The organism is Acinetobacter sp. TR3 (genome assembly GCF_027105055.1).
Classification (GTDB): Bacteria; Pseudomonadota; Gammaproteobacteria; order Pseudomonadales; family Moraxellaceae; genus Acinetobacter.
In genome coordinates, this window is sequence record NZ_CP114264.1 from 326790 (window position 1) to 349782 (window position 22993).

19 protein-coding genes are annotated in these 22993 nt (G+C 40.7%); 2 read left to right on the plus strand and 17 right to left on the minus strand.

Annotated features, from left to right (window positions below):
• Window positions 1-124 precede the first annotated feature (124 nt).
• The 16 genes from O1449_RS01580 to O1449_RS01655 all read right to left on the minus strand — a co-directional run bounded on the left by O1449_RS01580 (window position 125) and on the right by O1449_RS01655 (window position 17014).
• Window positions 125-505, minus strand: coding sequence for a Na+/H+ antiporter subunit G (locus O1449_RS01580; protein ID WP_269228981.1), 381 nt, complete (start codon window positions 503-505; stop codon window positions 125-127).
• An 11-nt stretch (window positions 506-516) separates the two neighbouring features.
• On the minus strand, window positions 517-792 hold the full coding sequence (locus O1449_RS01585) for a monovalent cation/H+ antiporter subunit F (protein WP_269228980.1): 276 nt from the start codon (window positions 790-792) through the stop codon (window positions 517-519).
• Window positions 789-1316, minus strand: a complete 528-nt coding sequence (locus O1449_RS01590; RefSeq protein WP_269238970.1) for a Na+/H+ antiporter subunit E — start codon at window positions 1314-1316, stop codon at window positions 789-791. Before O1449_RS01590 ends, O1449_RS01585 begins: the two co-directional genes overlap by 4 nt.
• The gene (locus O1449_RS01595) at window positions 1316-3127 is read right to left on the minus strand and encodes a monovalent cation/H+ antiporter subunit D (protein WP_269238971.1); all 1812 of its coding nucleotides are present in this window, start codon (window positions 3125-3127) and stop codon (window positions 1316-1318) included. Before O1449_RS01595 ends, O1449_RS01590 begins: the two co-directional genes overlap by 1 nt.
• Window positions 3127-3495 carry a Na+/H+ antiporter subunit C gene (locus tag O1449_RS01600; RefSeq protein WP_050042068.1) on the minus strand — a complete coding sequence of 123 codons (369 nt, stop codon included), beginning with the start codon at window positions 3493-3495 and terminating at the stop codon, window positions 3127-3129. Before O1449_RS01600 ends, O1449_RS01595 begins: the two co-directional genes overlap by 1 nt.
• Window positions 3496-3497: 2 nt before the next feature.
• Window positions 3498-6341 (minus strand): monovalent cation/H+ antiporter subunit A, encoded by a 2844-nt coding sequence (locus tag O1449_RS01605; RefSeq protein WP_269238972.1) that lies wholly within the window; start codon window positions 6339-6341, stop codon window positions 3498-3500.
• 429 nt (window positions 6342-6770) lie between these two features.
• Window positions 6771-8153: an ATP-binding protein gene (locus tag O1449_RS01610; protein WP_269238974.1), complete on the minus strand. Its 1383-nt coding sequence runs from the start codon at window positions 8151-8153 to the stop codon at window positions 6771-6773.
• 23 nt (window positions 8154-8176) lie between these two features.
• Window positions 8177-9679, minus strand: coding sequence for a UvrD-helicase domain-containing protein (locus O1449_RS01615; RefSeq protein ID WP_018677438.1), 1503 nt, complete (start codon window positions 9677-9679; stop codon window positions 8177-8179).
• A gap of 9 nt (window positions 9680-9688) precedes the next feature.
• Window positions 9689-10456 (minus strand): bifunctional phosphoribosyl-AMP cyclohydrolase/phosphoribosyl-ATP diphosphatase HisIE, encoded by a 768-nt coding sequence (gene hisIE, locus O1449_RS01620; protein WP_269238976.1) that lies wholly within the window; start codon window positions 10454-10456, stop codon window positions 9689-9691.
• Window positions 10457-10538: 82 nt separating this feature from the next.
• Entirely contained in the window at window positions 10539-10961 is a 423-nt protein-coding gene (locus O1449_RS01625) for a hypothetical protein (protein ID WP_269228974.1), read from the minus strand.
• A gap of 34 nt (window positions 10962-10995) precedes the next feature.
• The gene (locus O1449_RS01630; RefSeq protein ID WP_269238977.1) at window positions 10996-11382 is read right to left on the minus strand and encodes a VOC family protein; all 387 of its coding nucleotides are present in this window, start codon (window positions 11380-11382) and stop codon (window positions 10996-10998) included.
• A 26-nt stretch (window positions 11383-11408) separates the two neighbouring features.
• Window positions 11409-12725: an FAD-dependent oxidoreductase gene (locus tag O1449_RS01635; RefSeq protein ID WP_269238978.1), complete on the minus strand. Its 1317-nt coding sequence runs from the start codon at window positions 12723-12725 to the stop codon at window positions 11409-11411.
• Window positions 12726-12846: 121 nt separating this feature from the next.
• Window positions 12847-14466 carry an ABC1 kinase family protein gene (locus O1449_RS01640; RefSeq protein WP_269228971.1) on the minus strand — a complete coding sequence of 540 codons (1620 nt, stop codon included), beginning with the start codon at window positions 14464-14466 and terminating at the stop codon, window positions 12847-12849.
• A gap of 12 nt (window positions 14467-14478) precedes the next feature.
• Window positions 14479-15159 (minus strand): ubiquinone biosynthesis accessory factor UbiJ, encoded by a 681-nt coding sequence (locus tag O1449_RS01645; protein ID WP_269228970.1) that lies wholly within the window; start codon window positions 15157-15159, stop codon window positions 14479-14481.
• A 10-nt stretch (window positions 15160-15169) separates the two neighbouring features.
• On the minus strand, window positions 15170-16111 hold the full coding sequence (gene ubiE, locus O1449_RS01650; protein ID WP_269238979.1) for a bifunctional demethylmenaquinone methyltransferase/2-methoxy-6-polyprenyl-1,4-benzoquinol methylase UbiE: 942 nt from the start codon (window positions 16109-16111) through the stop codon (window positions 15170-15172).
• 195 nt (window positions 16112-16306) lie between these two features.
• Window positions 16307-17014 (minus strand): FFLEELY motif protein, encoded by a 708-nt coding sequence (locus O1449_RS01655; protein WP_269239653.1) that lies wholly within the window; start codon window positions 17012-17014, stop codon window positions 16307-16309.
• A 204-nt stretch (window positions 17015-17218) separates the two neighbouring features.
• Here O1449_RS01655 and pap point away from each other — a divergent pair, with 204 nt between their 5' ends.
• Window positions 17219-18637: a polyphosphate:AMP phosphotransferase gene (gene pap, locus O1449_RS01660; RefSeq protein ID WP_269238980.1), complete on the plus strand. Its 1419-nt coding sequence runs from the start codon at window positions 17219-17221 to the stop codon at window positions 18635-18637.
• A 28-nt stretch (window positions 18638-18665) separates the two neighbouring features.
• On the opposite strand, the gene O1449_RS01665 is transcribed toward pap, so the two are convergent.
• The gene (locus O1449_RS01665) at window positions 18666-19172 is read right to left on the minus strand and encodes a hypothetical protein (RefSeq protein ID WP_269228966.1); all 507 of its coding nucleotides are present in this window, start codon (window positions 19170-19172) and stop codon (window positions 18666-18668) included.
• Between the two features lie 182 nt (window positions 19173-19354).
• Here O1449_RS01665 and O1449_RS01670 point away from each other — a divergent pair, with 182 nt between their 5' ends.
• A complete protein-coding gene (locus tag O1449_RS01670) occupies window positions 19355-22993 on the plus strand; it encodes an exodeoxyribonuclease V subunit gamma (protein ID WP_269238981.1) in 3639 nt (1212 codons plus the stop codon).

A 22993-nucleotide genomic window follows, 5' to 3' on the forward strand; every position in this document is an offset into this window, starting at 1 on the left:
CTTTTGTGCTATAGATCATTGTGATTGATATGATTTTTTCTATTAAAATTATATCTTTCAGCTAGTTAATTAGTTTAGGCTTTCTGAAACTTAAAAACACATTGAGCTCAATAAAAAGACCAACTTAAAGTTGATCTTTCTTTTCTGCATTACGACGATAACGTTGCCATGGTAGCGGACGATTTAAAGCTTCTGGAACATCACCACTGGTTGAACGCAAACGTAAATGAATTGCAGCTTGTGCCATCAAATTTGCAGATACTGGGGCAGTAATAAATGCAAATAAAGTAATCAATAATTCAGCAAAACCGAAATGACCTTGAGTCGCTCCAAATATCATAGCCGCAATTAAAAAGCTCCCTAAGCCTAGCGTACTTGATTTAGTCGGTGCATGTAGGCGCATAAATAAGTCGGGTAAGCGAATCATTCCGATTGAACCTACGAGCATAAAAAATGCACCAAAGATCAAAAAGAACGAAATGATAATCTCAAAAATTATTTGCATAACCTCTCTCCTTAATCAATCACATGTCCAGTGGTAAAATAGCGAGCCAGTGCAACAGTTGAAACGAAACCGAGCATCGCCACCAATAAAGCACCTTCAAATACATTGGTACTTGCCCAATAGATACCTAACACCACAATTAGGCATATTGCATTAAGAAAAAGAGTATCGAGTGCTAACAAGCGATCAACAACAGATGGTCCAATGATCATGCGGATGAGACAAAGAAACATGGAGATCGTGATTGCCACTAAACTAATCGCAAGTGCATAAGGTAAAATGGTCATTTCGCTGCTCCTTCTGCAATCTTTACATCAAAGATTTCGAGCAAAGGTAGCTCATAACGATTTTTGATGTCTTGAATATCTAATTCAGCATTATCGGTACTGAGTGCATGAACTAAAATATCTCCTCGCTCTTGATCAATCCCTGCGGATACCGTACCTGGCGTCGTTGTAATGATCATTGCGAGTAGAGTATTTACTTGCTCATGCTCAGTTTCTAGAGGGACGCGATACCATTTTGGATGCAACTCATCCATTGGCCCAAGTACCATTTTAGCTACACGAAAGTTTGAAATCACAATATCCCATAACACCACAAAAAAAAGTTTGATTGCAGGAAACCAATGAATATGTGGTGTACGTGCAATAAAAGAGCTTACCAAACGTGAAACAAAGATACCTAATAGAATTGCAATAAAAATATCTGTGATGTCTAAACTATGTGACAGCATGAGCCAAGTCACGAAAATTAAAAATGACACAAAGGGGTGGGGAAACCAACGATCAAGCAAAGCACGTTTTTGCATTAGTGTTCCTCCATCGGTTTTAATTGTGTAGCATTTGGAATAGTTGGATTTGATAAAGTTTGCTCTGCAATTTGACGTTGTTTATATTCCGAAATATGCTCGCCTTGTAGCGTCGGTTTTGAGATAACATCTGGAATTAATACCGCATTATGATCCTCAACCTCACCACCATATTTAGTTTCAGGCAAATACGCTGCATCAAATGGCTGCACGCTAATGGCACGACCTTGACTATCATGTTTTAGAATCGCTTGTTGATAAAGCGCATGATTTTGAATTTGTTGTGCAGTTGAAGTTGTATAACTCTGAATTGGTGCTGCAAATACAACATAACTTATCAAAGCAGTCAGTAATACATAGATTGCTTTGTCATTCCGATTAGGTGCTGTATCAGGTAGTGATTGATAAGCGATATATGCTGATTCTTTAGGATTTTCTTCGGGTTGGCTAGCACGCCAAAAAAGGATAAAACCAACACGTGTGAATGCGATAATGCTGAGTAAGCTAACAATCAGAATAACAGCAATAATCCAACCTTGATAAGGCGCTTCAGCGGTAGCCTGTAAGATAAAAACTTTACCTAAGAAACCACTGAAAGGGGGTAGACCTGCCATCATGAGTGCAATGGTAAAATAAGTAAAAGCAGCCGCTTTTTCCTGTTTGATTTTAGGTGCAACTTTTAAGTGGTCTTTGAAAGAACCACGTTGTGAGGTCATCCAACCACAGAATAAATAGAATGCAGCGGCAACCAGCGTACTATGTACTAAATAATACAATGCTGCTGACCATGCTTGGGTATTAAACATGGCAATAGCGATGAGTAATGTTCCAATCGATGACAACACCATAAAGCCAACAAAACGGCGTAAGCGTTCAGCAGCAATTGCGCCGATTACACCATATAATGAAGTAATCAAACCAATCATTAATAAGCAGTTTTTGAAAATACTCTGTGCCATTGCATCATCAAAAACAGTACCATTGACACGTAGAATGGCATAAATACCAACTTTGGTCATAATAGTAAAAATTGCAGCAACGGGTGTGCTTGCAACAGCATAGGTTTTTGGTAGCCAAAAGCCGACAGGTAGCATTGCTGCTTTGATTCCAAATACTACAAACAGTAACAAGCCACCCGCGATAGCAAGTTTATGTTGATCGCTGTCTAGGGTTGGGATAAGGCGACCCACATCAGCCATATTTAAACTACCAACACTGCTGTAGATCATCCCTAAACCAATCAAAAATAGCGCTGATGCGAGTAAGTTAATCGTGACGTAATGTATGCCTAGCTGGAAACGCGGTCGCCCTTGACCATGTAATAGCAATACATAAGATGCCATTAACAGGATTTCAAAAAACACGAATAAGTTAAATAAGTCACCTGTCAGGAATGCACCCGTTATACCCATTAATAAAAAATGGAACATGGTGTGGAAATAGCGCCCACGTGTGTCCCAGTTATCACTTGCATACCAAATGACAGGCACTGCAAGTGCATAAGTGAGCACCAACATGAATGCAGCGAGACGATCGAGAGCTAAAACAATTCCAAAAGGAGCAGACCATTCACCAAGTTGGTAAACGGTAACTTGACCTGTATTGGCGATCATCAAATAACTGATTGCTGTGATTAAGCCTAGAAGTGCAGAACCTAAACTAATGCCACGTCGCCAAGGTTGGCGCCAATCCTGTTTTAGAGAACCGGAACCAGGATTGCCTAATAAAAGTAATAAAAAACTCGTAAATGCTGGAATCAAAATACTTAAAATAGGAGTATGAGCATGCCAAAAATTATTGAAATCAAACATTATGGCTCATCCTCACGTGGGTCATAAGTTACCGTTGGTTCTTCTTTGGAGTCAACATGATCTGTTCCAGATTCATAGCGACTACGTAAAGCAAGCTGTACAATAAAAGCGGTTGTTGCAAAACCAATCACAATCGCAGTCAGTACCAACGCTTGCGGTAACGGATCTGTTACTTTAGTTGTTTCTGTAATGATTGCAGGTGCATTAATTTGAATACGACCGACTGCAAATAAAAATAAATTTACGGCATAACCGATCATGGCCAGACCGAGTACGACAGGAAAGGTTCTGGCACGTAAAATTAAATAGATGCCTGTTGCTGTTAGAAGACCAATTCCCGAAGCGAGCAAAAATTCAATACTAACCATTTTTATTTATCTCCACTTGGAACAGGTCCAGACATACTTGAGTGACGCGAATCACCTAAGACTGAAATTAGCAGCATTGTCGCGCCAACAACGGTCATATAAACCCCGAGATCAAATGAGACAGCCGAAGCTAAATGCATTTTCCCCAATAATGGTGGTTCTATATAAATATGTGCTGTTGTTAAGAATGGGCGTGTCCAAAACCAAGCTGCAATACCCGTTAAACCTGCAATTGCTAAACCTGAGCCAATCCAAATCTCATATAAGCGACCAGATTTTGCTTTAATCAATTGCTCAGCTTGATCTTGACCCAATACGATATATTGAATGATGAGTGCCATTGCCGTGATCAGACCTGCAATGAATCCACCCCCGGGATAGTTATGCCCACGCATAAAAATGTAGATACTGACGACAAGGGCAAGAGGAAGTACCCATGAGGCTGAAATACGTAACATCAATGGTGAAGGGTTAAAACGATAAGATAAACCTTGTGTCATGGTAGTGCCATGCGCACGCATACCATCCATGAGACACAGTGCTCCTATTGCTGCAATACCCAATACTGTAATTTCACCGAAGGTATCAAAACCACGGAAATCAACAAGAATGACATTGACGACGTTTGAACCACCGCCTAATGGGAGGGATTGTTGTAAGAAGAACCATGAGATTGAATTATGTTCTCGTGTTAGTATTAGCCATGTAATCCAACCAATACCGATACCACCTGCGATTGCTAAGCTTGCATCTCGCCAGCGGCGTGGACGACTCGATTCGTAAGGGGTTAACTGCGGTAATAACGATAAGCTCATCAACAATAAAACAGTAGTAACAACGTCAACTGTGATCTGAGTAAGTGCAAGATCTGGTGCAGATAGGGTGACAAACACCATGGTGACAACAAGTCCAACAGCACCACTAATTAAAACAGCTTTAATCCGTTCGTGGTGGAACCACAACATCATCCAACAGCCAGAGAATAATGTGAGCCATAAGACCACAGCAATCCATGGAGCATGGGTAAGCTCACGTGTGCCAGTTGTTAAACCCTGATTGAATAGGGGTAAACCCACCATGATGATGCTAAAGAAAACAATCCAAAGAAGATAACTTTGTAGAGAACCAGTTTCTGTCTTTTGTTTGATTTTTCGACTGGTAAGTAAGAGATGCTTCAGGAATGATTCAAATAAAAGTTTGCCTTGGAATTTACCTAAATAAGGGTCTAAGTCAATTTTACGTAAACGCTCATTTTTAATGAGGCTAAAGTAAAATAAACCACCACCCATCAATGCAATCAGACTCATGATTAAAGGTGCATTAATACCATGCCAAATCGCTAAGTGAACACCCTCAAATTCAGGTTGAGCCAAACTCGCACGCATTACACTATTCACGACTGTTCCAGCCAATAGTGCAGGCAGAATACCGACCAGAATACATAATGTCGCTAATATAATCGCTGGTAAGCGCATTCCGAGAGGTGGTTCGTGCGCATCTTTATTAGGAATGTGTTTACCAATCCCACCATCAAAGAACACACCATGTACCAAACGAATAGAATAAGTAACAGCAAAAATACCGGATAAAGTTGCTACGGTGGCTGCAATTATCATTACTGGGCCTGATAGGTTTGCCAGTAATTCCGTAAAGAACATCTCTTTGGAAATAAAGCCATTGGTCAGCGGTACACCAGCCATCGAAGCAGCGGTGATCATGGTTAGGGTACCTGTGAACGGAAGGAGTTGCCAGATACCACTGAGCTTACGTAAATCACGTGTTCCTGTTTCATGATCAATAATGCCTGCAATCATGAAAAGAGCAGCTTTGAATGTTGCATGATTAATGATATGAAAGATTGCTGCTGCAACAGCGAGTGGTGAACCAATGCCGAGTAAACAAACAATCAAACCTAAATGGCTGATGGTTGAATAAGCTAAAAGCCCTTTGAGATCTTCTTTGAATATGGCGAAACCTGCTGCCATACACAAGGTAAATAGACCAACAAAGGTCACAATGTTGTGGTACAGCGCAGCACCAATAAATAGAGGGGCTAAACGTGCTAATAAGAAAATGCCTGCTTTTACCATCGTTGCTGAATGTAGATAGGCTGAAACAGGGGTGGGAGCTGCCATTGCATTTGGCAACCAAAAGTGAAAAGGAAATTGCGCACTTTTGGTAAATGCACCTAATAAAATTAAAAGTAGCGTTGGAATAAATAACTGATGTTGTTGAATGGAGTCTTTCATTAACACCAATTGGTCAATCTGGTAAGTACCCGTGATTTGTCCTAAGAGGACAAAGCCCCCTAGCATCGCCAAACCGCCCATCCCTGTGATGGTGAGTGCCATACGTGCGCCACGTTGGGCGGCATCATATTGACTCCAATAGCCCACGAGCAAGAATGAAGAAATACTGGTCAGTTCCCAAAATACCAGTAAGATAATCAAATTGTTGGAGAGTGAAATTCCAAGCATAGCCGCCATGAATAGCATGAGCAACTGATACAGTTTACTGAGTGAGTTTTTGGGACTGAGATAATAATAGGCATAAATATAAATCAGTGTGCCGATCCCACTAATCAGTAAGCCGAATAATAATCCTAACGCATCAAGGCGAAAACTAAGATTGATGCCTAGTTGTGGAAGCCATTCCCAACTCTGTTGCAGGGCATTACCCTGTAAAACCGTTTCAGCTTGGCTAAGCAGTAAAATAAAACAACTCAGGCTAATGCCAATTGCTCCAATTGCCGTCATACCCCGTGAAATACGTTGCAATTGTGAGACAAGGGTTGTGCCAAGTATGAGTGGTAATAAAATAATAATCGGTAGCACACTGATATCCATGTCGATGATTTAGGTCGAGAGAGACCTAATGGTGGATTTTCTTCCAAGACTTAAGGCATTCAAAGAGAAAGCCAAATTTTCAAGTCTCGAAACCCAATCAAGTTAACGGAAAGGGCAAGTTGTATTGCACAACTTGAAAGTAAAAAATGAATTTTATTTTACTATAAAAAATCAACAAAAATCTGATGTTATTACATGAAAATAACAACATCTTTGTCGCTAAAACTTGTCTATCAATGTTTTTTGTTCGCTATTTAATTGAATATTTTCCATTCAATTATCTGTATACATAAGAGGGATAGAGATCTGGTCTTGGATCAAATGCTTGTCCCTACAATCTAGTGTTCAGGTATATAAGACCTATTCAAAAGAAAAAATTGATCTCTAGTTTATGAGGATTAATGATGCAATCAAGCTTAAACCCCAATATTAAAGTGATGTCTCTTGAGGGGTATCATCAATTTTAAGTAGATGAAGCAAATTACTCTTTTCTTGCTCATCAAGCGCTTGGATTTGATGAAAGAGTTCATCAACTTTACTGATCAAAGTTTCTGATTCTAATAAGTGTTGATTCTGCTGCAAGAGAATGCTTTCTGATTGACTTAACTCATTATAGAGTTGTGAAAGTTGTTGTTGAGATTTCTCAAGATTAATCTCATAAATTTCTTTATCACCTAACCTTAAGCATTGATATTCTAAAGCATGTTCTAATAATTCATCGCGATTGCCTGAAGCAATAATTTGCAGTCTTGGAAATGCTTGATGTAAACGCTCTAAAATTTCAGCACTCATATTTTGATCTAACTGATGCTCAATTTGATCAATTAATAATATGCCTTCACCTTCTAAACAAGGGTCGAAACAATGTGGATTAAGCAAGCATAAACGACGTGTAATATCACCTACCAATGCAATCCATGATTTAAGAGAGGCCGATAATTGCTGAAATGGAATGGTCTGATCTTTGTAACGCACCATTAATTGAAGCTTAGGGATATATTGAATATAGATATCATTCAATTCTGGAAAAATGGTATGTAAGCTTTTTTTCAGCGCATATAAATTAGGTGCTGAAAGTTGTTTAGGATGATTCATCAGTTCTTGTTGTAATTGCTGCAAAACCTCTGATTGATTCTGCTGACTGAAATCGTTGCCAATAATACGTCTGACAATGTGGGCAGAGTGAGCATTTTCAACATCACTAATTTCTCGTAGCCACTCAAAGAAACGCGCAAAAGTTGTGTATGGAATCGCCATTAAATCGTAGGCAGCAATATCTTGTAATGTTCCTGGTGCATTCTTACTTTGTAAATTGACTTCTTGCACAAAACGTTCAGCAGGATAGTAGGCAATGAACGGTAAACCAAATAACGGGTCTTGAAGACTGGTTTTTTGATACAACGACACCATTTGATCCAATTGTTGAGTTTCAACTTGGCTAATGCCCACGCCTTGACTGTTAAATGTTTTAAATAATTTCCAACTACAGTTCTGAGTGTCAGTCATTTGTGCAGAGCTACTTTCTGGTAGATGATGATTTAATTCGCTGCTCATTCTAACTTGGACTTGAACTTTGGCTTGTAAGCGTGTCAACAAAATATCTTGATCAGCAATCACAACACCAGCAGTGCGAATATCTTTATAACGTGCGGAGAACCACGTTAAGGCTTGATAGATATTTCTTAAAATTGTAGTTTTGCCTGTGGCTTGCTCACCTAAAATAAGCGTGATGGGACGTTTTGCAGGTTGAAATTCAATGGTTAAATCTCGAAACATCCCAACATGTTTAAATAGCACTGATTCAAGTTGCATAAGCTCCCCCTGAACATAAGCGCTTAACCTACGGACTGGCGAAGACTTGAGGGAGCGCCCCGTTTTAATTGTTGTATCAAATCGTAAAGATGATGAATATTTAAACTTACTTTAGCACGAGTACAGGCAACATAAAGTAATCTTAATTCCTCATCTGTAATTTTGTGTTCTAGTCCATTGATTTTAAATTGATAATCATCTTCGATATGCACACGATTCCATTCCAAGCCTTTGGCTTTATGTGCGGTGGAAATCACATAATCTGCTTGTTCAATGGGCGTGATTTTAGCAAGCGCTTTTTTGAGTGGCTCAGTACCGTGATCATCAACCAGTTTAACTAAGGGCTTAATATCACTACCATCATTGGTTTCACAATATTCATGCACATCATGCCAAGAGTTGAACCAAGCCAATTCGGGTACATCGGTAATACGTTTGCCTTGTTTGAGTAAACTGGCTGCATCAACAAAACGACTGAGTTTTTGGTGATCAGCTTGCAAACCGACTTTGTCACCATGTACTAAACCTGAGAGTAATAGTTCCATTGCTCTTGCATTGGTACGGCATAGAATTGCATCACGCATTTTGGTATGCGGTTTATTCACCACACTCGATTTAACATTTGGATTGCCAAGTAGCGGAACAGTTTCATTTAATGCACCCAGCAGACTATTGGCAACATCAGCAATTGCATCGCCAAAACGGAAAGAGGTGGTTAAGCGACTTTCATGTAATGGCATTTGTTGCATGGCATTGACCGCACCACGCCAAGCATAGATTTGTTGATGTGCATCACCGACATAAATCACTTGTGTGCTTTTTTGGCGTAGTAAAATGCCAAGCATCAATGGGTCAGCATCTTGTGCTTCATCAAACAGAACATAATCTGTTGGAATATTGGGTTCTGATAATGCCCAAAGTTTGAGGTAAATATCGTGACCAATGCCTGCTTGATGATTTTGATCAATCGACTCTAACCAACGGCGTTCAACTGCTGGATATAAGTGCTGTTGTAACGATTCAATATCATCTTGATGCAACCAGTTAGGTGCTTGGATATGACGAGGGGCAGGGTATTGTGAGCTGGTCGAGCAGAAATAGCTGACGGCATTGGCAACCAAACTCGCAAGACGACTTGGCATCAATACATATTTTTCGTAACGTCCACCCATTAAACGACGCAGCGTAATAGGCTCTAAACGATATTCTTTAGCGATAAAACTTGGGCTTAAGCGAGGTAGTCGTAATTTATCAGTCACGCCACGCGGTACGCTACGAAAGGCAAGAGAGTGAAAGGTACGACAATTTACATTGCCATGAAATTTACTCTGTGCTTCAGATGCAATGGCTTTGTTGAAAGCCAAATACATACCACGCCGTTCGGGCATGGCATCACTGATCATTTGTAAAGTCGTGGTTTTACCTGTGCCAGCATACGCAATCACTTTAAAGGACTGACCTAAACGAGCATTGTCTATCGCAATCGCTTGCTCATAGGTGGCTTTGGGTTTCTCGATATTCGACACAGGCAGGGGTTACGCTTCTTGGCTACGGTTGGCTTTTTCAACCAAACCAGAAAGACCTTGGCGACGAGCCAGTTCATCTAGAACTTCTTGTGGATCAAGGTCGAAGTAGCCGAGCATTACAATCGTGTGGAACCATAAATCTGCAACTTCATAAATCAGATCATGCTTATTTTCTAAAGAAGCATGTGCTGCATAATCTTTGGCTGCAATAATGCTTTCGATGCTTTCTTCGCCGACTTTTTCTAAAATTTTATTAATGCCTTTTTTGTATAGGCTGGCAACATAAGAATTATCTGCTTCAGCTTTTTTACGTTCTTGCATCAAACGCCCTAAGTGACTGAGTACGTCAACTTGTTCAGCTTGACCATGATCGTGTGCTTCGACTTTTGCAGATGCGCCGTAAATTGCAGTTGGATCTTTCAGTTGAGCATCTACAATCTCCCAACCTTGAGGGGTCAGTTTGCGATAGAAACAAGATTCACGACCTGTATGGCAAGCAATTCCACCATGCTGTTCAATTTGCAGAATAATCACATCAGCATCGCAATCTAAACGAATTTCATGCACTGTTTGGAAATGCCCTGATTCTTCGCCTTTGTGCCACAATTTTTGACGTGAACGTGAGTAATACAAAGCTTGATTTTTTTCAGCAGTCAGTTGTAAGGCTTCACGATTCATCCACGCAACCATTAACACTCGACCAGTTTGATGATGTTGTGCAATGGCAGGAACAAGACCATTGGAATCAAATTTAACTTCATCTAACCAGTTTGACATGAGTGAAAAATCCATTGAGCGGAAAGCCGTTAGTGTAGCGGTTGTGACTAGGGTTGGCTATGCTTGTTGGGTAAAAAATGCTTTAGGTGCTTGGTTGGATATAAGTACCCATGAGTTTTTTGTTTTCTATTTCGAGAAAGGGTAATGCAGAAGCAACAATGATCAGCATACCCCAAGGATAGCTTGACCAAAACCAAGCATCAACTAAAAAATAAGCGCCTGTGATATAAAGCCAAATGTTTAAAATTCGAGGCAAATATTTTTGATGGATCAATAGAAGAAATATAAAGGGCAAGCTGTCCCATAAAATCACCCACGGAAATAGAGGGCTGATCACCAATCGTCCTATCGTTGATTTAGGATTTATTTGCCATTCAATAAAGTGATGGTGAAAATTTAGAAAACAAAACAAGTTAAAAAGGCTAGGAAATAAAAACCAGCATCCTTTTCGAATCGCCTTGCCTTTATCCTGCCGATACAAAGCCCATAGAAAACTATATTTCATGTCTAACCCTATTTTTATTGATGAATTTTAATTTTTAAGTATTGAGATAGTTCGATATTTCAATCAAGTTCTGATCTGGATCACGTAAATAAATCGAAAGAATTTTTCCTATTGCCCCAGTTCTTTCGATAGGGCCTTCAATGATCTCAATGTTTAATGCGTGAAGATGTGCAATCACGTCCTTTAAAGGTGTTTCAGCAATAAAGCATAAATCCGCAGAACCTGCAGTCGGACGAAGTGCTTTAGGTTCAAACTCTTTGCCAACTTGATGCAAATTAATTTTTTGATGACCAAATTGAAGTACCTTACGATTTTCACCGAAAGTAATCACTTCAAAATTCAGAGCAGATTGATAAAACTGACAAGTTGTTTCAATACTAGCGACTGTCAGAACTAAATGATCTAAATAACTTATTTTCATTTTTAATTCAAATCCTATTTTTACGCTTAGTCATATTCAGGTAGTGATTGATTGTTTTGAATTAATGCATTTTGATTGTGTGGGTATGTCGCAATCTGTTGATAGCTCATATGTTGGAACATACCTGTTTTTAAACCTGAAATGGTAATCGCCATTTCTTTACGAAAATAGGGGATTTGATACATCCACGGAAAAGTGAGATCACGTAAGCCACCCGTCCACCAATGATCAGATTGATAAAGTGGAGTCAGTAAACGACTAAGGAATTGATAGAACTGAGTCGAGGAACGACGCTGTTGATGATAATGTTGCCATAACATTGACCAGTCAATTTGCTGATTTTTCTGAGCGGCGCGTAATGATTGGGAAAAAGCCCACGCATCTAAAAGTGCCATATTCGCACCTTGTCCCAATTGTGGACTCATGGCATGTGCAGCATCACCAATCACCCCGATTCGACCTTGTCCGTATCGAGACATCACCACATCACGATATTGAGCAGATAACCATTGCGGTTGATTGTGTTCATCCAATAAAAGTTGTTCTAGCCATTCAGCGACATCAGACCAACGATCTGATACTTGCTTTAACCAATCTTGTTTTGATTGTTCAGTTTTTAAGAATGATTGCAGTTGTGATGTTGGTAAACTCCAAAACACACTGGAAAGTCGTTGCTGAGGAGCAGTTGGGATAGCACCTGTTGGCAGAACGCCCATCATGATTTTAGAACGATCATAGAATTGATGCAGGATCTCAGGATTTAAATTTAGGCATTCAGGCACGATTGTCCATGCAGCTCCCCACGGATAAGCTTGATCAACTTTGACCCATGCTTTAGGGCGAAGTTGGCTGCGCGCGCCATTGGCAATTAGTACAGCATCGAAACAGTCATCAAAGTTGTGTTGTTGATCAGTGCCAAATAATCGAATTTCATGCGGCTGTTCTTCAATGCGTTCAATATGATGGCTCATTCGCCACGTGACATGACTTGAATATTCAGCGAGTTTTTGAGTGAGGATATAGCACAACGTAGAACGATGGATGCCGAGACCATAAAGGTTGTTGCCTGCCTGATGATAGTGGCTATTCACCAATAGACGTTTATTGGGAAGTTGTCCTTCTAAACCTGTGACTTTTGCCCCGAGTTTTAATGCCTGATCGAGTATGCCTAAATGTTCAAAAACAGCCAAACCCGCAGGTTGTAGTAACAAGCCTGCGCCAACAGGCGATAGTTCTTCAACCTTTTCAAAAATCGTGACCTGATGACCTTCTCGTGCGAGCAAAATAGCAGTCGCCAGTCCCGCTGTACCTGCACCGATAATGGCGAAATGTGGTGTTTTCATTATTTATTCTTTTTTAAGGATCTATAAATTTGTTTAGCTATGATCTTAATTGAATCACGGCAATTTCTGAAAATAAATCTTGCTTATAAAAAATCCCTTGTCAGTACAAGGGATTTAGAACTTATTTCATAATTCGCCAAAGTGCGATCAATGCACTCAATCCAATCAAGACCACTGAGACAAACCAAGGGCTGATGATGGCAATGGTCAGTAAAATCAACATGGTACTGCCAAACATCCAACTACGGCGTTGCTGTTGTTGCATTTGCAAACGCATTTGCTGAATTTCGCGGAGTTGTTTGTCCTGCCATGCGGATTGGTTTTTTAAACCATTTAAACTGTCGATCAGTAGGGTCGGTAAGTCTTGAGCGCCTAATAACAAGTCTGGGATTTGTTGCCCGAGTTCTTTGATATTTTTAACTGGGTTCATATTGGCTTTGACCCATTCGGTCAAAATCGGTTTTGCCAGTTTCCAAATATCAAGTTGTGGGTAAAGATCTGTGCCTAAGCCTTCAACATGTACCAAGGTTTTGAGTAACAACATCAATTGCGGTGGAATTTCTAAATGGAAACGACGCGCAATATCCATGACTTGAATTAAAATTCCTGCGAAATCCAGTTGATCCATTGGTTTTGAAACCATCGGCCCAACTGTGCGACGCATTTCACGCGACAAGGCATCTTGGTCAGTCCCCGGCGGAATCCAACCTGCTTGATGTACAATCTGAATCAATTGCATAAAGTTGCTGTTCATCACTGCAAGCAACATCCGTGCAATCGTCATTTGATCATGCTTAGACAATTCACCCATGATGGCACAGTCCAACGCAATAAAGCGTGGGTTGCTTGGGTTAATGGTTTCAACAAACACATTACCCGGATGCATGTCGGCATGGAAGAAATTGTCACGAAACACTTGGGTAAAGAAGATGGTTAAACCTTTTTCAGCCAAATCAGCACGATCCATACCCAAACGATCAAAGGTTGCGATATCTGAAATAGGCACACCTGTGATGCGTTCGGCTACCATGACATCTTTACTGTCCATATAGACTTCAGGCACGTACATCATGCTTGAGCCTGTAAAGTAATGACGCATACGGCGGGTATTATCCGCTTCTAGACTCAAATCAAGTTCATTCAAGATAATTTGACGATAGTCTTGAATAATTTCAGATAAATGCAGAGCACGAGCTGCTTCTAAACGATTTTCAAGCCAGTCACCGAGCCATGCCAAGATTTCAAAGTCTTGCAGAATTTGATTGCGAATATCAGGGCGAGTGACTTTAACTACCACTTCACGACCATCGTGTAAGGCAGCAGTATGGACTTGTGCAATCGATGCCGCAGCAAGGGGTTGCTCATCAAAGCGAGAGAATAATGTGGATACATCTGCTTTGAGCGATTCTTGGATGCGTTGTTTTGCCAATTGGGTGTCATAGGGTTTGACACGGTCTTGTAACAACACCAATTGTGATAATACTTCTGGTGGAATCAAATCACGACGAGTAGAAAGCAACTGACCTAGTTTAATCGCTAAGGGTCCCATATCCTCTAAAGCTTCTTTGAGCTTGAGCGGATTCTTTTTCTCACGGCTTGACCATGCCGCAGGGTGGGTTTTGATAATGTTTAGGGCATGGCGTGCTTTAACTGGTAATTCTTCCGCAGGGAACAAGGTGTCAAGGCGGTAGTGTGCTGCTATACGCCAGAGTTCGAGTAACCGTGTAACATGCGGAATCATATAAAATCTTACCTAGTCTTGAGAGGATTGTTTTTGTGGGTTGAAAGAAGCCTGTAATTGCTGAAACTTAGCTTCTAAGCGATCTAGCTCTTGATTGAGCTGGCGAGTTTCTCGATTCAGATCATCCATTTGCCAACGTGGAGCAAATAAACCACTATCTTCTTTAAGTGCATCTTCGACAAAGAACAAATGACTTTGCAACGAGCGTTTTATTTGTTGAGGTGCAAGCTGAATTCTGCCCAACTCATGTGCCAGTTGTGGACCAATCCAAGGGGATAAATGCGCCGCAAGATCAGGCTCGACCTGTTGCATAATTCTTTGAATGTCTTGCAAAAGATGATAATCACCCTGTAAAGGAATATTACCAATCTGATCCATATCACTCAACAGCAGCTTTATTAGCTCGACTACATTCGCAACTTTTAAAGTCGCAGTAGCATCGGTAATCTTATTTTGATTATCGAAAGGACGTTGTTCGAAAATTGAAGGCGTTTGAGCCTGTCCTGTGACAGTAGGTTCTAGGCGAACTTTATTTTCATCAAAAAAAACATCAACTGAGAGTTGTGGGCTATCAATCACAACACGTAATAATTGCCCTTGCAGTTGATTGAGTTGAATGCGTGTAATCGCATCCAAATCAATCACATGATGAATGATACGTTCGACTGCACCGAGTGCTAAAATCGACCACATATCTTAAGCCTTAAAGTTTGAATCCGCGGTGAACTGCAACAATACCACCAGTGAGGTTATGGTAGTCACAGCTTTGGAAGCCTGCATTTTCCATCATGCCTTTGAGGGTACGTTGGTCTGGATGCATACGAATAGATTCTGCAAGATATTTATAACTTTCAGAGTCATTTGCAACGAGTTTACCCATGATTGGTAATGCAGTGAATGAATAAAGATCGTAAAGCTTAGAGAATGGTTCGAACACAGGTTTAGAGAATTCGAGAACCAATAAACGACCACCTGGTTTAAGTACACGATACATGGCTTGTAGTGCGGCATCTTTATCGGTCACGTTACGTAAACCAAAACTGATGGTCACTAAATCAAAACTGTTATCGGCAAAGGGTTCTAAAGTTTCAGCATTGGCAAGTACGAAATCAACATTGGTACAGCCTGCATCAAGCAGACGATCACGACCTACATTTAACATAGATTCGTTAATATCTGACAGTACGACATGACCTTGTGGACCGACTTCACGGCTAAATACTTTTGCTAAGTCACCTGTACCACCCGCAATATCAAGTACATGTTGACCACGGCGAACACCTGACATATTAATCGCAAAACGTTTCCAAAGGCGGTGAATACCAAATGACATTAGGTCATTCATAATGTCGTATTTACTTGCAACTGAATGGAAAACTTCAGCAACTTTTTGTGCTTTATCATCGCTACTGACGGTTTGATAGCCAAAGTGAGTGGTTGCTCCAACATTTCCCGTGTTGGCACCACGTGGCAAATTATATTTCGGTACTGATGTATTCGGTGTTGATGTTGAACCTTGTTGTAACGATTGCTGTTGACCTTGAGGTGCTCCTTGAGGAAGTGGAGAACTGAGGAAAGGACTGACTTTGTCTGAACTTGGGTTTTGCTCAACTTCTGGGGTAGGCTGTTGGTTTTCGTTAGACATTGTTTTCTCCTAAACTTTCGCTCTAGCGGCACGAATCAGCAAGCATGATGACAGATTTTGTATTTTTTTACAGGGTTTAGCATATCATTGTTATGAATAATATACAGAAAGTCACACGCTCAAAAGCATTTTTAATTTTTGTTTTTGAATTCAATAATCCCTCCTAACACGAAGAGGGATGGCGATCAATTCAATTTAGTCACGAAATGGGTTTGGGTGACCAGCGTGCACTTTTTCTATGATTTCACGTTCTTTTGCCGTAAATGTTTTGATAAACGTTGCAGCAGACTTCATTGGTTTCATTGCTGCAAAACCTTCTTGGATAAACTCGTACATACGTTCAAATTGATATTTGGTTGCAATGCCTTTACACATTTTAAAAGCTGCATACATCATCGTAGAGCGCATATACTTATCTAATGTGAGACCAAGCTCGTCAAGTAATTGTAATTGTTCATAACGTGCATCGCCTTGATCGAGTTTGACTAAGGTCTGGCGCATGATTTCATCAGTTAGTGGTGTTTCTAAAGGATAATCTTTGAGTAGTTGTTCTGCGACTTGTTCATCAAGTTGAGTGGCAAGTACAGCAAGACTGACCGATTTTGTTCCTGTTTTAATTGCATTTTCAGGGAGTAAGCTTTCTGCTTTATGTGCATATTTCAACAGGCGTTCGATTTGTTGTGCAATTGCATCAAAATCAGGACCACCATACAAGCGATTGAGAAAATATTGTGCCATCAGTTGATTTTCAGGCAGAGCAAAAAATTCTTTATGGGTTTCTGCGATGCGTGCTTTCATCCACGCTTGTACTTCATGCAGACGTTGCTTAAGTGCTGGATTTTGGTGGTAATTCAGAGTTTGATATTGTAATAAAAGATGATCAAATGCAGCGAGTTTTGACATATTCGAACTCAAATAAAATAAAACCAGAAAATCATAGGCTGCATCATAACGAAGAACCATGACAGCATAAACTCTAAATGTCTAACAATCGGTCACTATGTTGATACACGGATTGAGTTCTACAGAAACTGTACAAGGGTTTTGCATGCAGTGAAATAGATTTCATTATACTTATTCTTAATAATGAGCCATTTAGAGCCGAATATGAGTGTACAACAACCAAAATTTGAATTGCGTGATGAAGATGCGTTGTCTTTAGATTTGATTGAAGCCCAATATGCCTTAAAAGATAGTCAAGATAAGAAAAATGCAAAAAGTGTTCTGATTTTGGTGAGTGGGATTGAACTGGCAGGGAAAGGTGAAGCGGTTAAACAATTAAGAGAATGGTTAGACCCACGCTATTTAAGAGTTAAAGCAGATGCACCACGGTTATTAACGACCTATCAAACCTTTTGGCAGTCTTATACGCGCTTTATTCCTGCCGAAGGTCAGATCGTGGTGATGTTTGGGAATTGGTACAGTGATTTGCTGTCAACCGCCATGCATGTGTCAAAACCATTAGATGAAACATTGTTTGATACTTATATCGAACAGATGCGTTCTTTTGAGCATGATTTACAACATAATAATGTGCATGTGGTCAAAGTCTGGTTTGATTTATCGTGGAAGTCTTTACAAAAACGCTTAGACCAAATCGATGCTTCGGAACAGCATTGGCATAAATTGCATGGCTTAGATTGGCGCAATAAAAAACAGTACGATACCTTACAAGGTTTAAGCCAAAGATTTACCGATGATTGGTTTGTGATTGATGGCGAAGATGAAGCCTTACGTGATCAATGCTTTGCCCAATACATATTACAAACCTTACAAGAGTTGCCTGACCATCAAACCAAAGTCACTGAAAAATGGCAGCAAGCACAGATTCCCACAGCACTGTTAGAACCCCAAAAGCAAAGCTTAGATAAAAAAGACTACAAAGAGGAATTGAACAAATTAACCAAAAAAGTGGCGGATGCTCTACGTTATGACGAGCGAAAAGTGATTGTTGCTTTTGAAGGGATGGATGCCGCAGGTAAAGGGGGAGCAATAAAAAGAATTGTTAAAAAATTAGATCCACGTGAATATGAAATTCATAGTATTGCTGCACCTGAACGTTATGAATTACGCCGTCCTTATCTATGGCGTTTTTGGAATAAGCTGAATGATGGTGGGAAAATCACCATCTTTGATCGTACATGGTATGGTCGTGTTCTAGTTGAACGTATAGAAGGTTTTGCTTCAGTTGTTGAATGGCAACGTGCTTATAACGAAATCAACCGTTTCGAGGAAAACTTGGTAGATAGCCAAACCGTGATTGTGAAAATTTGGCTGGCAATCAGTAAAGATGAACAAGAAATTCGATTTAAAGATCGTGAACAAACCCCACATAAGCGTTTTAAGATTACTGAAGAAGATTGGCGTAATCGTGATAAATGGGACGATTATTTAAAAGCTGCTGCAGATATGTTCGAACGAACCAACACAGATTATGCGCCTTGGTATGTAATCGCTACTGATGATAAAAATACAGCACGAATCGAAGTTTTAAAGGCGATTTTAAAACAACTCAAGGCGGATTAAACCGCCTTGTCGTCATCAAATATTATGATTAAGCCACAATAGTACTGCGACTTTTTTGTTGAATTCGTTTGGCAAGGTTATAGCAATCTTGAATATGTGCTTCAGTGATTTTACGCATCATGAAATAACCGAGGCTTGCAGCAACCAGTTGTCCACCTAAAGGAATAAACTTGGTCACTTGCTTGGTGGCAATTTTCGTGAAAAAACCATTAAAAGATTTTTTCATTGCTGTGCGCGCCACCACAAAACCTGAAAATTCGAAACCACGTTTGCGTAGTTCATCCCAATGCACTTTTTTAGTTTCAGGGTCGTAAACACTGATATGTTCAGGTGCTAAACCAAAACGCGCATTAATATAAGGAATAATCTGAGAGAGCATGCCCAAATCAACGACCACATCAAAAAATGGGATGGGTACAATCGCTGCGCCTGCAGACCAATATGCACGATTTTTGGTCAGTGCCAAACACTCTTCACGAATTTGCTCCAAGTTTAAGCTTGGATCAATCGAATCAGGAATTTTTTCAATTTTCATAAAGTTATACCTAAAGTTTATCCCTCGATAGTACATTCAATCGGATTGAGTGGTGAATTTCAAAACAATTTATTTATTTCCTTGTGTGTTTAACGTGACATAGTTATATGAAGTTGTATAGTGATAAATATGTACGTTTTTGTGCAATACAATAAGCATTCCTGATGAGGTCATATTCGTAGATGGGTATTCATGTTATTCAAAGTCAACGCCTTGAAGTGTTATTACAAGGTGTGATGGCATCAATCACCCAACCGAGTTCTTCTCCATTTCAGGTATTTAAAACTCAGCATTTTATTGTCCCTAGCCCCGCACAAGAACAATGGTTGACGCAGAAAATTGCCGAACAACAAGGCATGACCGCCAACTATCAATTTCATCAACGCATTCGTGGTTTTCAGTGGTATGCCTATCAGCAAGTATTAGAAAATAAAGAACAAGTGCGTAAAGCCAATATTCCTCGCTTGATTTTAAAATGGCGCATTCATCAAGCTTTACAGCCTTTTATTCAACCCGAACAGAATAGCCTTGCACAAGAACACCCTTTATATTCGATTGTGCAACGGATTTATGCTAGTGCTGATCAGTTGCAGCAAGGTACTGAAAAAAAACTTAAAAAACAAAGTATGTTGTATTGGGTGGCGGAGCAGGTTTCACAACTGTTTAATAACTACATGATTTATCGTGGTCATTGTCAACGCGGCTGCCAAAGCAATTGTACCTGTGTGGGGAATTGGCTATCGACTTGGGGACAGAATAAAGCCTTAAATATCGAACAATTGATTGCGCCCACGGATCAACAAACTTCAGCCTTTAGCTTGCAACAAACTGAACAGTTGGAAGCTTGGCAGCGTTGGTTGTGGCAAAACTACTTTCATGATGACTTTGTTGAAATACAAAGCATTGATGCTGATTTTTGGCAGCTTCTAGAGAATCAGCAGACACGTCAGAAAGCGTTGACACAACTGCCAAGTCAGGTGATTGTATTTACGATTTTAGATTTACCGCCGAGCCAACTGCAATTTTTACGTCGTTTGGGGCAATATCTGGATGTGGTAATTTTGCACTATAACCCATCACAAGAATATTGGGCTGACAGTGTCGATCCACTCTGGAAGAAGCGTTATGACTTGGGTGTAAAAGAGCGCTATATTGCCAAACATCCCAACGCCAGCGATGCAGACATTGCTGCTTTCTTTGACAGTTTCAGTTTGGGCTTTAATGCCTTAAATCGTGAGTCTCGACATCCATTGCTGACCCGTTTGGGCAAGCAGGCACGTGACCACTTTTCGCTGTTGTCACAACTGGCAACTGGAGATGAAGGTAAATGGGTTGATGCCTTTGTAGAGCAGTTTCCTGAAACGCTACTGGGTAAAATTCAATCCGATATCTTCTATTTGGCGGAGCCACAGTTGCAGCAATATGAGCTTGCGGCAGAAGATGAATCCATTCAAATCCATGTTTGCCACTCCAGCATACGACAACTCGAAGTCTTAAAAGAGCAGTTGGTGCATTGGCTATCTCAGGCGGATGCTCAGCCACGTCGTCCAAATGACGTATTGATCTTGGCTCCGAACTTAGCTGAACTAGAGCCTTTGATCCGTAGTGTGTTCCCAGCAGTTGCCAATGAACATGAGATATTTTTACCTGTTAAAATTGCTGGCGTTGCGCAATTAGATGCCTTAAACGCATGGCGTGCTGTACTCGGACGTTTGCAACTGACACAAGGGCGATTTAATCAAGATGATTTTGCGGATTGGCTCAATCTTTCCGCGACGCAACAACGTTATGGCTTGGATTATACACAGGTACAACGGATTCTGAGTTTACTCGATGATGCTGGCTTTAAGCGTGGTTTAGACGAACAACACTTAAAGCAAAGTTTGAGTGACGATGATCAAGACTATCGTTATAGTTTTAAATTTGCTTTGGACCGTTTGGCTTTAGGAATTGCTGTGCCTGCCCATGTAATGGTGCAGGATATGCTTAGTTATGCCTTGGTGCAGCCAAGTGATTTTGAACTGATAGGTATTCTGATTCAGATCTATCAAGATTTAGCAGCGCGACGAGATTGGCTGGTGGCACATGAGCAAGGACAGCGTTTGCCTGTTGAGGTATGGTTGCAACGGATCAAACAGGATGTACAAGAGTTTGAACAAGCCGATGTGGTGGCATTAAAAGCAATCCGTGAAATTATTCAGAAGCAGGAGCGGATGCTGACTCTGGCCAGCTATTATGACGATGCAGAAATGCAGTTGCGCCAAATTACCTTACCTTTGCCTTATATTATTGAAGAAATTCAGCGCACATTGGAAAGTCAGTCTGCGCAAGTTGAACCGACAGGACAAATTACCTTTAGTCAGATTGGACAAATTCGCCCGATTCCTTATCGTTTGATCGTGATGTTGAACTTGGATACAGGTAAATTTCCAAATCGGGACAGTCATATTCCGTTTGACTTGATGGATGCACTACGTCAGCAATTAGGTGATCGCTCTCGTTTGGAAGATGATCAGGGAGCATTTTTAGATGCAGTCCTGCTGGCGCAAGAACAAGTTTGGTTGTTTTATAATGGCTTTGATCTTAATGATGGCGAAGTCAGAGAACCATCCAGTGTGTTGCAGGGCTTCCGCGAGCATTTGGCTTTGATTGTAAAACCGACTAGCGGCGAAGATAGTCTTCCTTTATCAGAAGTGGATTTAGCTGGATTGTATGCATTACAAATCCCGCCACAGCTTTATCCACTGTATCATTTACATCGGTTACAGCCTTTTGATCCACTCGGCTTTGTTTCGAATCGGCCTGTGCGCTTCCAAGACCAATGGTTTAAGGTCGCCTCACAGATTCAGCAGGTGAAGGGTGAGCGACAGGCGTGGGCCAATATCACCTATCCCGTTGAACAAAATGAAATGATTATTTTGGAGAGTCAGCAATGGATTCAGGATATTAGTTTCCCTGCACGGTTGTATTTAAAGACCTTGGGTGTGGAAAATTTAACTGCACAAGCATCGCTTGATCAAGCTGAACCGTTATTACTCGATGGTCTCGGTAAATATGCCATTCGGTATTTTTTACAGCAGCAGGATGAGTCGATATCACCGAGTATTTTGCAAGATCAGTTGCCCGTTGGCAAAGTTCAGCACAGTGCTTGGCAGCAAAGTCGCTTAGAGCAGCAACGCTTGTCGGAACGCTTGCAGCAGTATGCCCCAGCGCCGACTGAAACCACGCAACGGGTTTGGCGGGTCTCGAAACAATTACAAATCGCCTGTGTGACCCCGAAACAACTGAGCCAAGATTGGGTCAGTTTGGATGCTTCCAGTGCACGTGCCAAGCGCTTTGCCAAAGTCTGGCTGGAATACTTGCTTTGGTTGGTGGTATTGAATAGTGAGACTGTCACAACGAAGCGCCGAATTGTGGTGTTTAGCGATCAGACGGTGATTTGTGAAGGATTAAATTCACAACAGGCACAGCATTATTTAAATGCATGGTTACAGCTTTGGCACGATGCACAGCAGCAGCCTGTGGTTTTGCCTGCAGCCTTAGTATTAAAGCCACTAGAAAAGGGCAAACAATATGAATGGATTGAGCTGGATTCAACTCAGATGTTAACTGAAGACAGTCAAAAGCAAGTCTTGAAGGACTGGAATGATACGGGGGATTTCTCGGGTTTTGATATGACCCAGAATGAAGCTTGTAAATTGCACCGTGATTGGCAATTCATTTTGCAGGAACAAGATGCAACCGCTTTATTACAATATGCCTGTGATCATTATTCTTATGATTTGTATCAACCGATTTTTGAATTTTTACGGGTGGAGTAA

Excerpts from the sequence above, each read along its gene's own strand:
- O1449_RS01580 (WP_269228981.1), bottom strand. The coding sequence starts at position 505 with ATGCAAATAATTTTTGAGATTATCATTTCGTTCTTTTTGATCTTTGGT.
- ubiE (WP_269238979.1), bottom strand. The coding sequence starts at position 16,111 with ATGTCTAACGAAAACCAACAGCCTACCCCAGAAGTTGAGCAAAACCCA.
- O1449_RS01670 (WP_269238981.1), top strand. The coding sequence starts at position 19,355 with ATGGGTATTCATGTTATTCAAAGTCAACGCCTTGAAGTGTTATTACAA.
- O1449_RS01600 (WP_050042068.1), bottom strand. The coding sequence starts at position 3,495 with ATGGTTAGTATTGAATTTTTGCTCGCTTCGGGAATTGGTCTTCTAACA.
- O1449_RS01640 (WP_269228971.1), bottom strand. The coding sequence starts at position 14,466 with ATGATTCCGCATGTTACACGGTTACTCGAACTCTGGCGTATAGCAGCA.
- O1449_RS01630 (WP_269238977.1), bottom strand. The coding sequence starts at position 11,382 with ATGAAAATAAGTTATTTAGATCATTTAGTTCTGACAGTCGCTAGTATT.
- O1449_RS01590 (WP_269238970.1), bottom strand. The coding sequence starts at position 1,316 with ATGCAAAAACGTGCTTTGCTTGATCGTTGGTTTCCCCACCCCTTTGTG.
- hisIE (WP_269238976.1), bottom strand. The coding sequence starts at position 10,456 with ATGTCAAACTGGTTAGATGAAGTTAAATTTGATTCCAATGGTCTTGTT.
- O1449_RS01585 (WP_269228980.1), bottom strand. The coding sequence starts at position 792 with ATGACCATTTTACCTTATGCACTTGCGATTAGTTTAGTGGCAATCACG.
- O1449_RS01655 (WP_269239653.1), bottom strand. The coding sequence starts at position 17,014 with ATGTCAAAACTCGCTGCATTTGATCATCTTTTATTACAATATCAAACT.
- O1449_RS01610 (WP_269238974.1), bottom strand. The coding sequence starts at position 8,153 with ATGCAACTTGAATCAGTGCTATTTAAACATGTTGGGATGTTTCGAGAT.
- O1449_RS01605 (WP_269238972.1), bottom strand. The coding sequence starts at position 6,341 with ATGGATATCAGTGTGCTACCGATTATTATTTTATTACCACTCATACTT.
- O1449_RS01595 (WP_269238971.1), bottom strand. The coding sequence starts at position 3,127 with ATGTTTGATTTCAATAATTTTTGGCATGCTCATACTCCTATTTTAAGT.
- O1449_RS01665 (WP_269228966.1), bottom strand. The coding sequence starts at position 19,172 with ATGAAAATTGAAAAAATTCCTGATTCGATTGATCCAAGCTTAAACTTG.
- O1449_RS01625 (WP_269228974.1), bottom strand. The coding sequence starts at position 10,961 with ATGAAATATAGTTTTCTATGGGCTTTGTATCGGCAGGATAAAGGCAAG.
- pap (WP_269238980.1), top strand. The coding sequence starts at position 17,219 with ATGAGTGTACAACAACCAAAATTTGAATTGCGTGATGAAGATGCGTTG.
- O1449_RS01645 (WP_269228970.1), bottom strand. The coding sequence starts at position 15,159 with ATGTGGTCGATTTTAGCACTCGGTGCAGTCGAACGTATCATTCATCAT.
- O1449_RS01635 (WP_269238978.1), bottom strand. The coding sequence starts at position 12,725 with ATGAAAACACCACATTTCGCCATTATCGGTGCAGGTACAGCGGGACTG.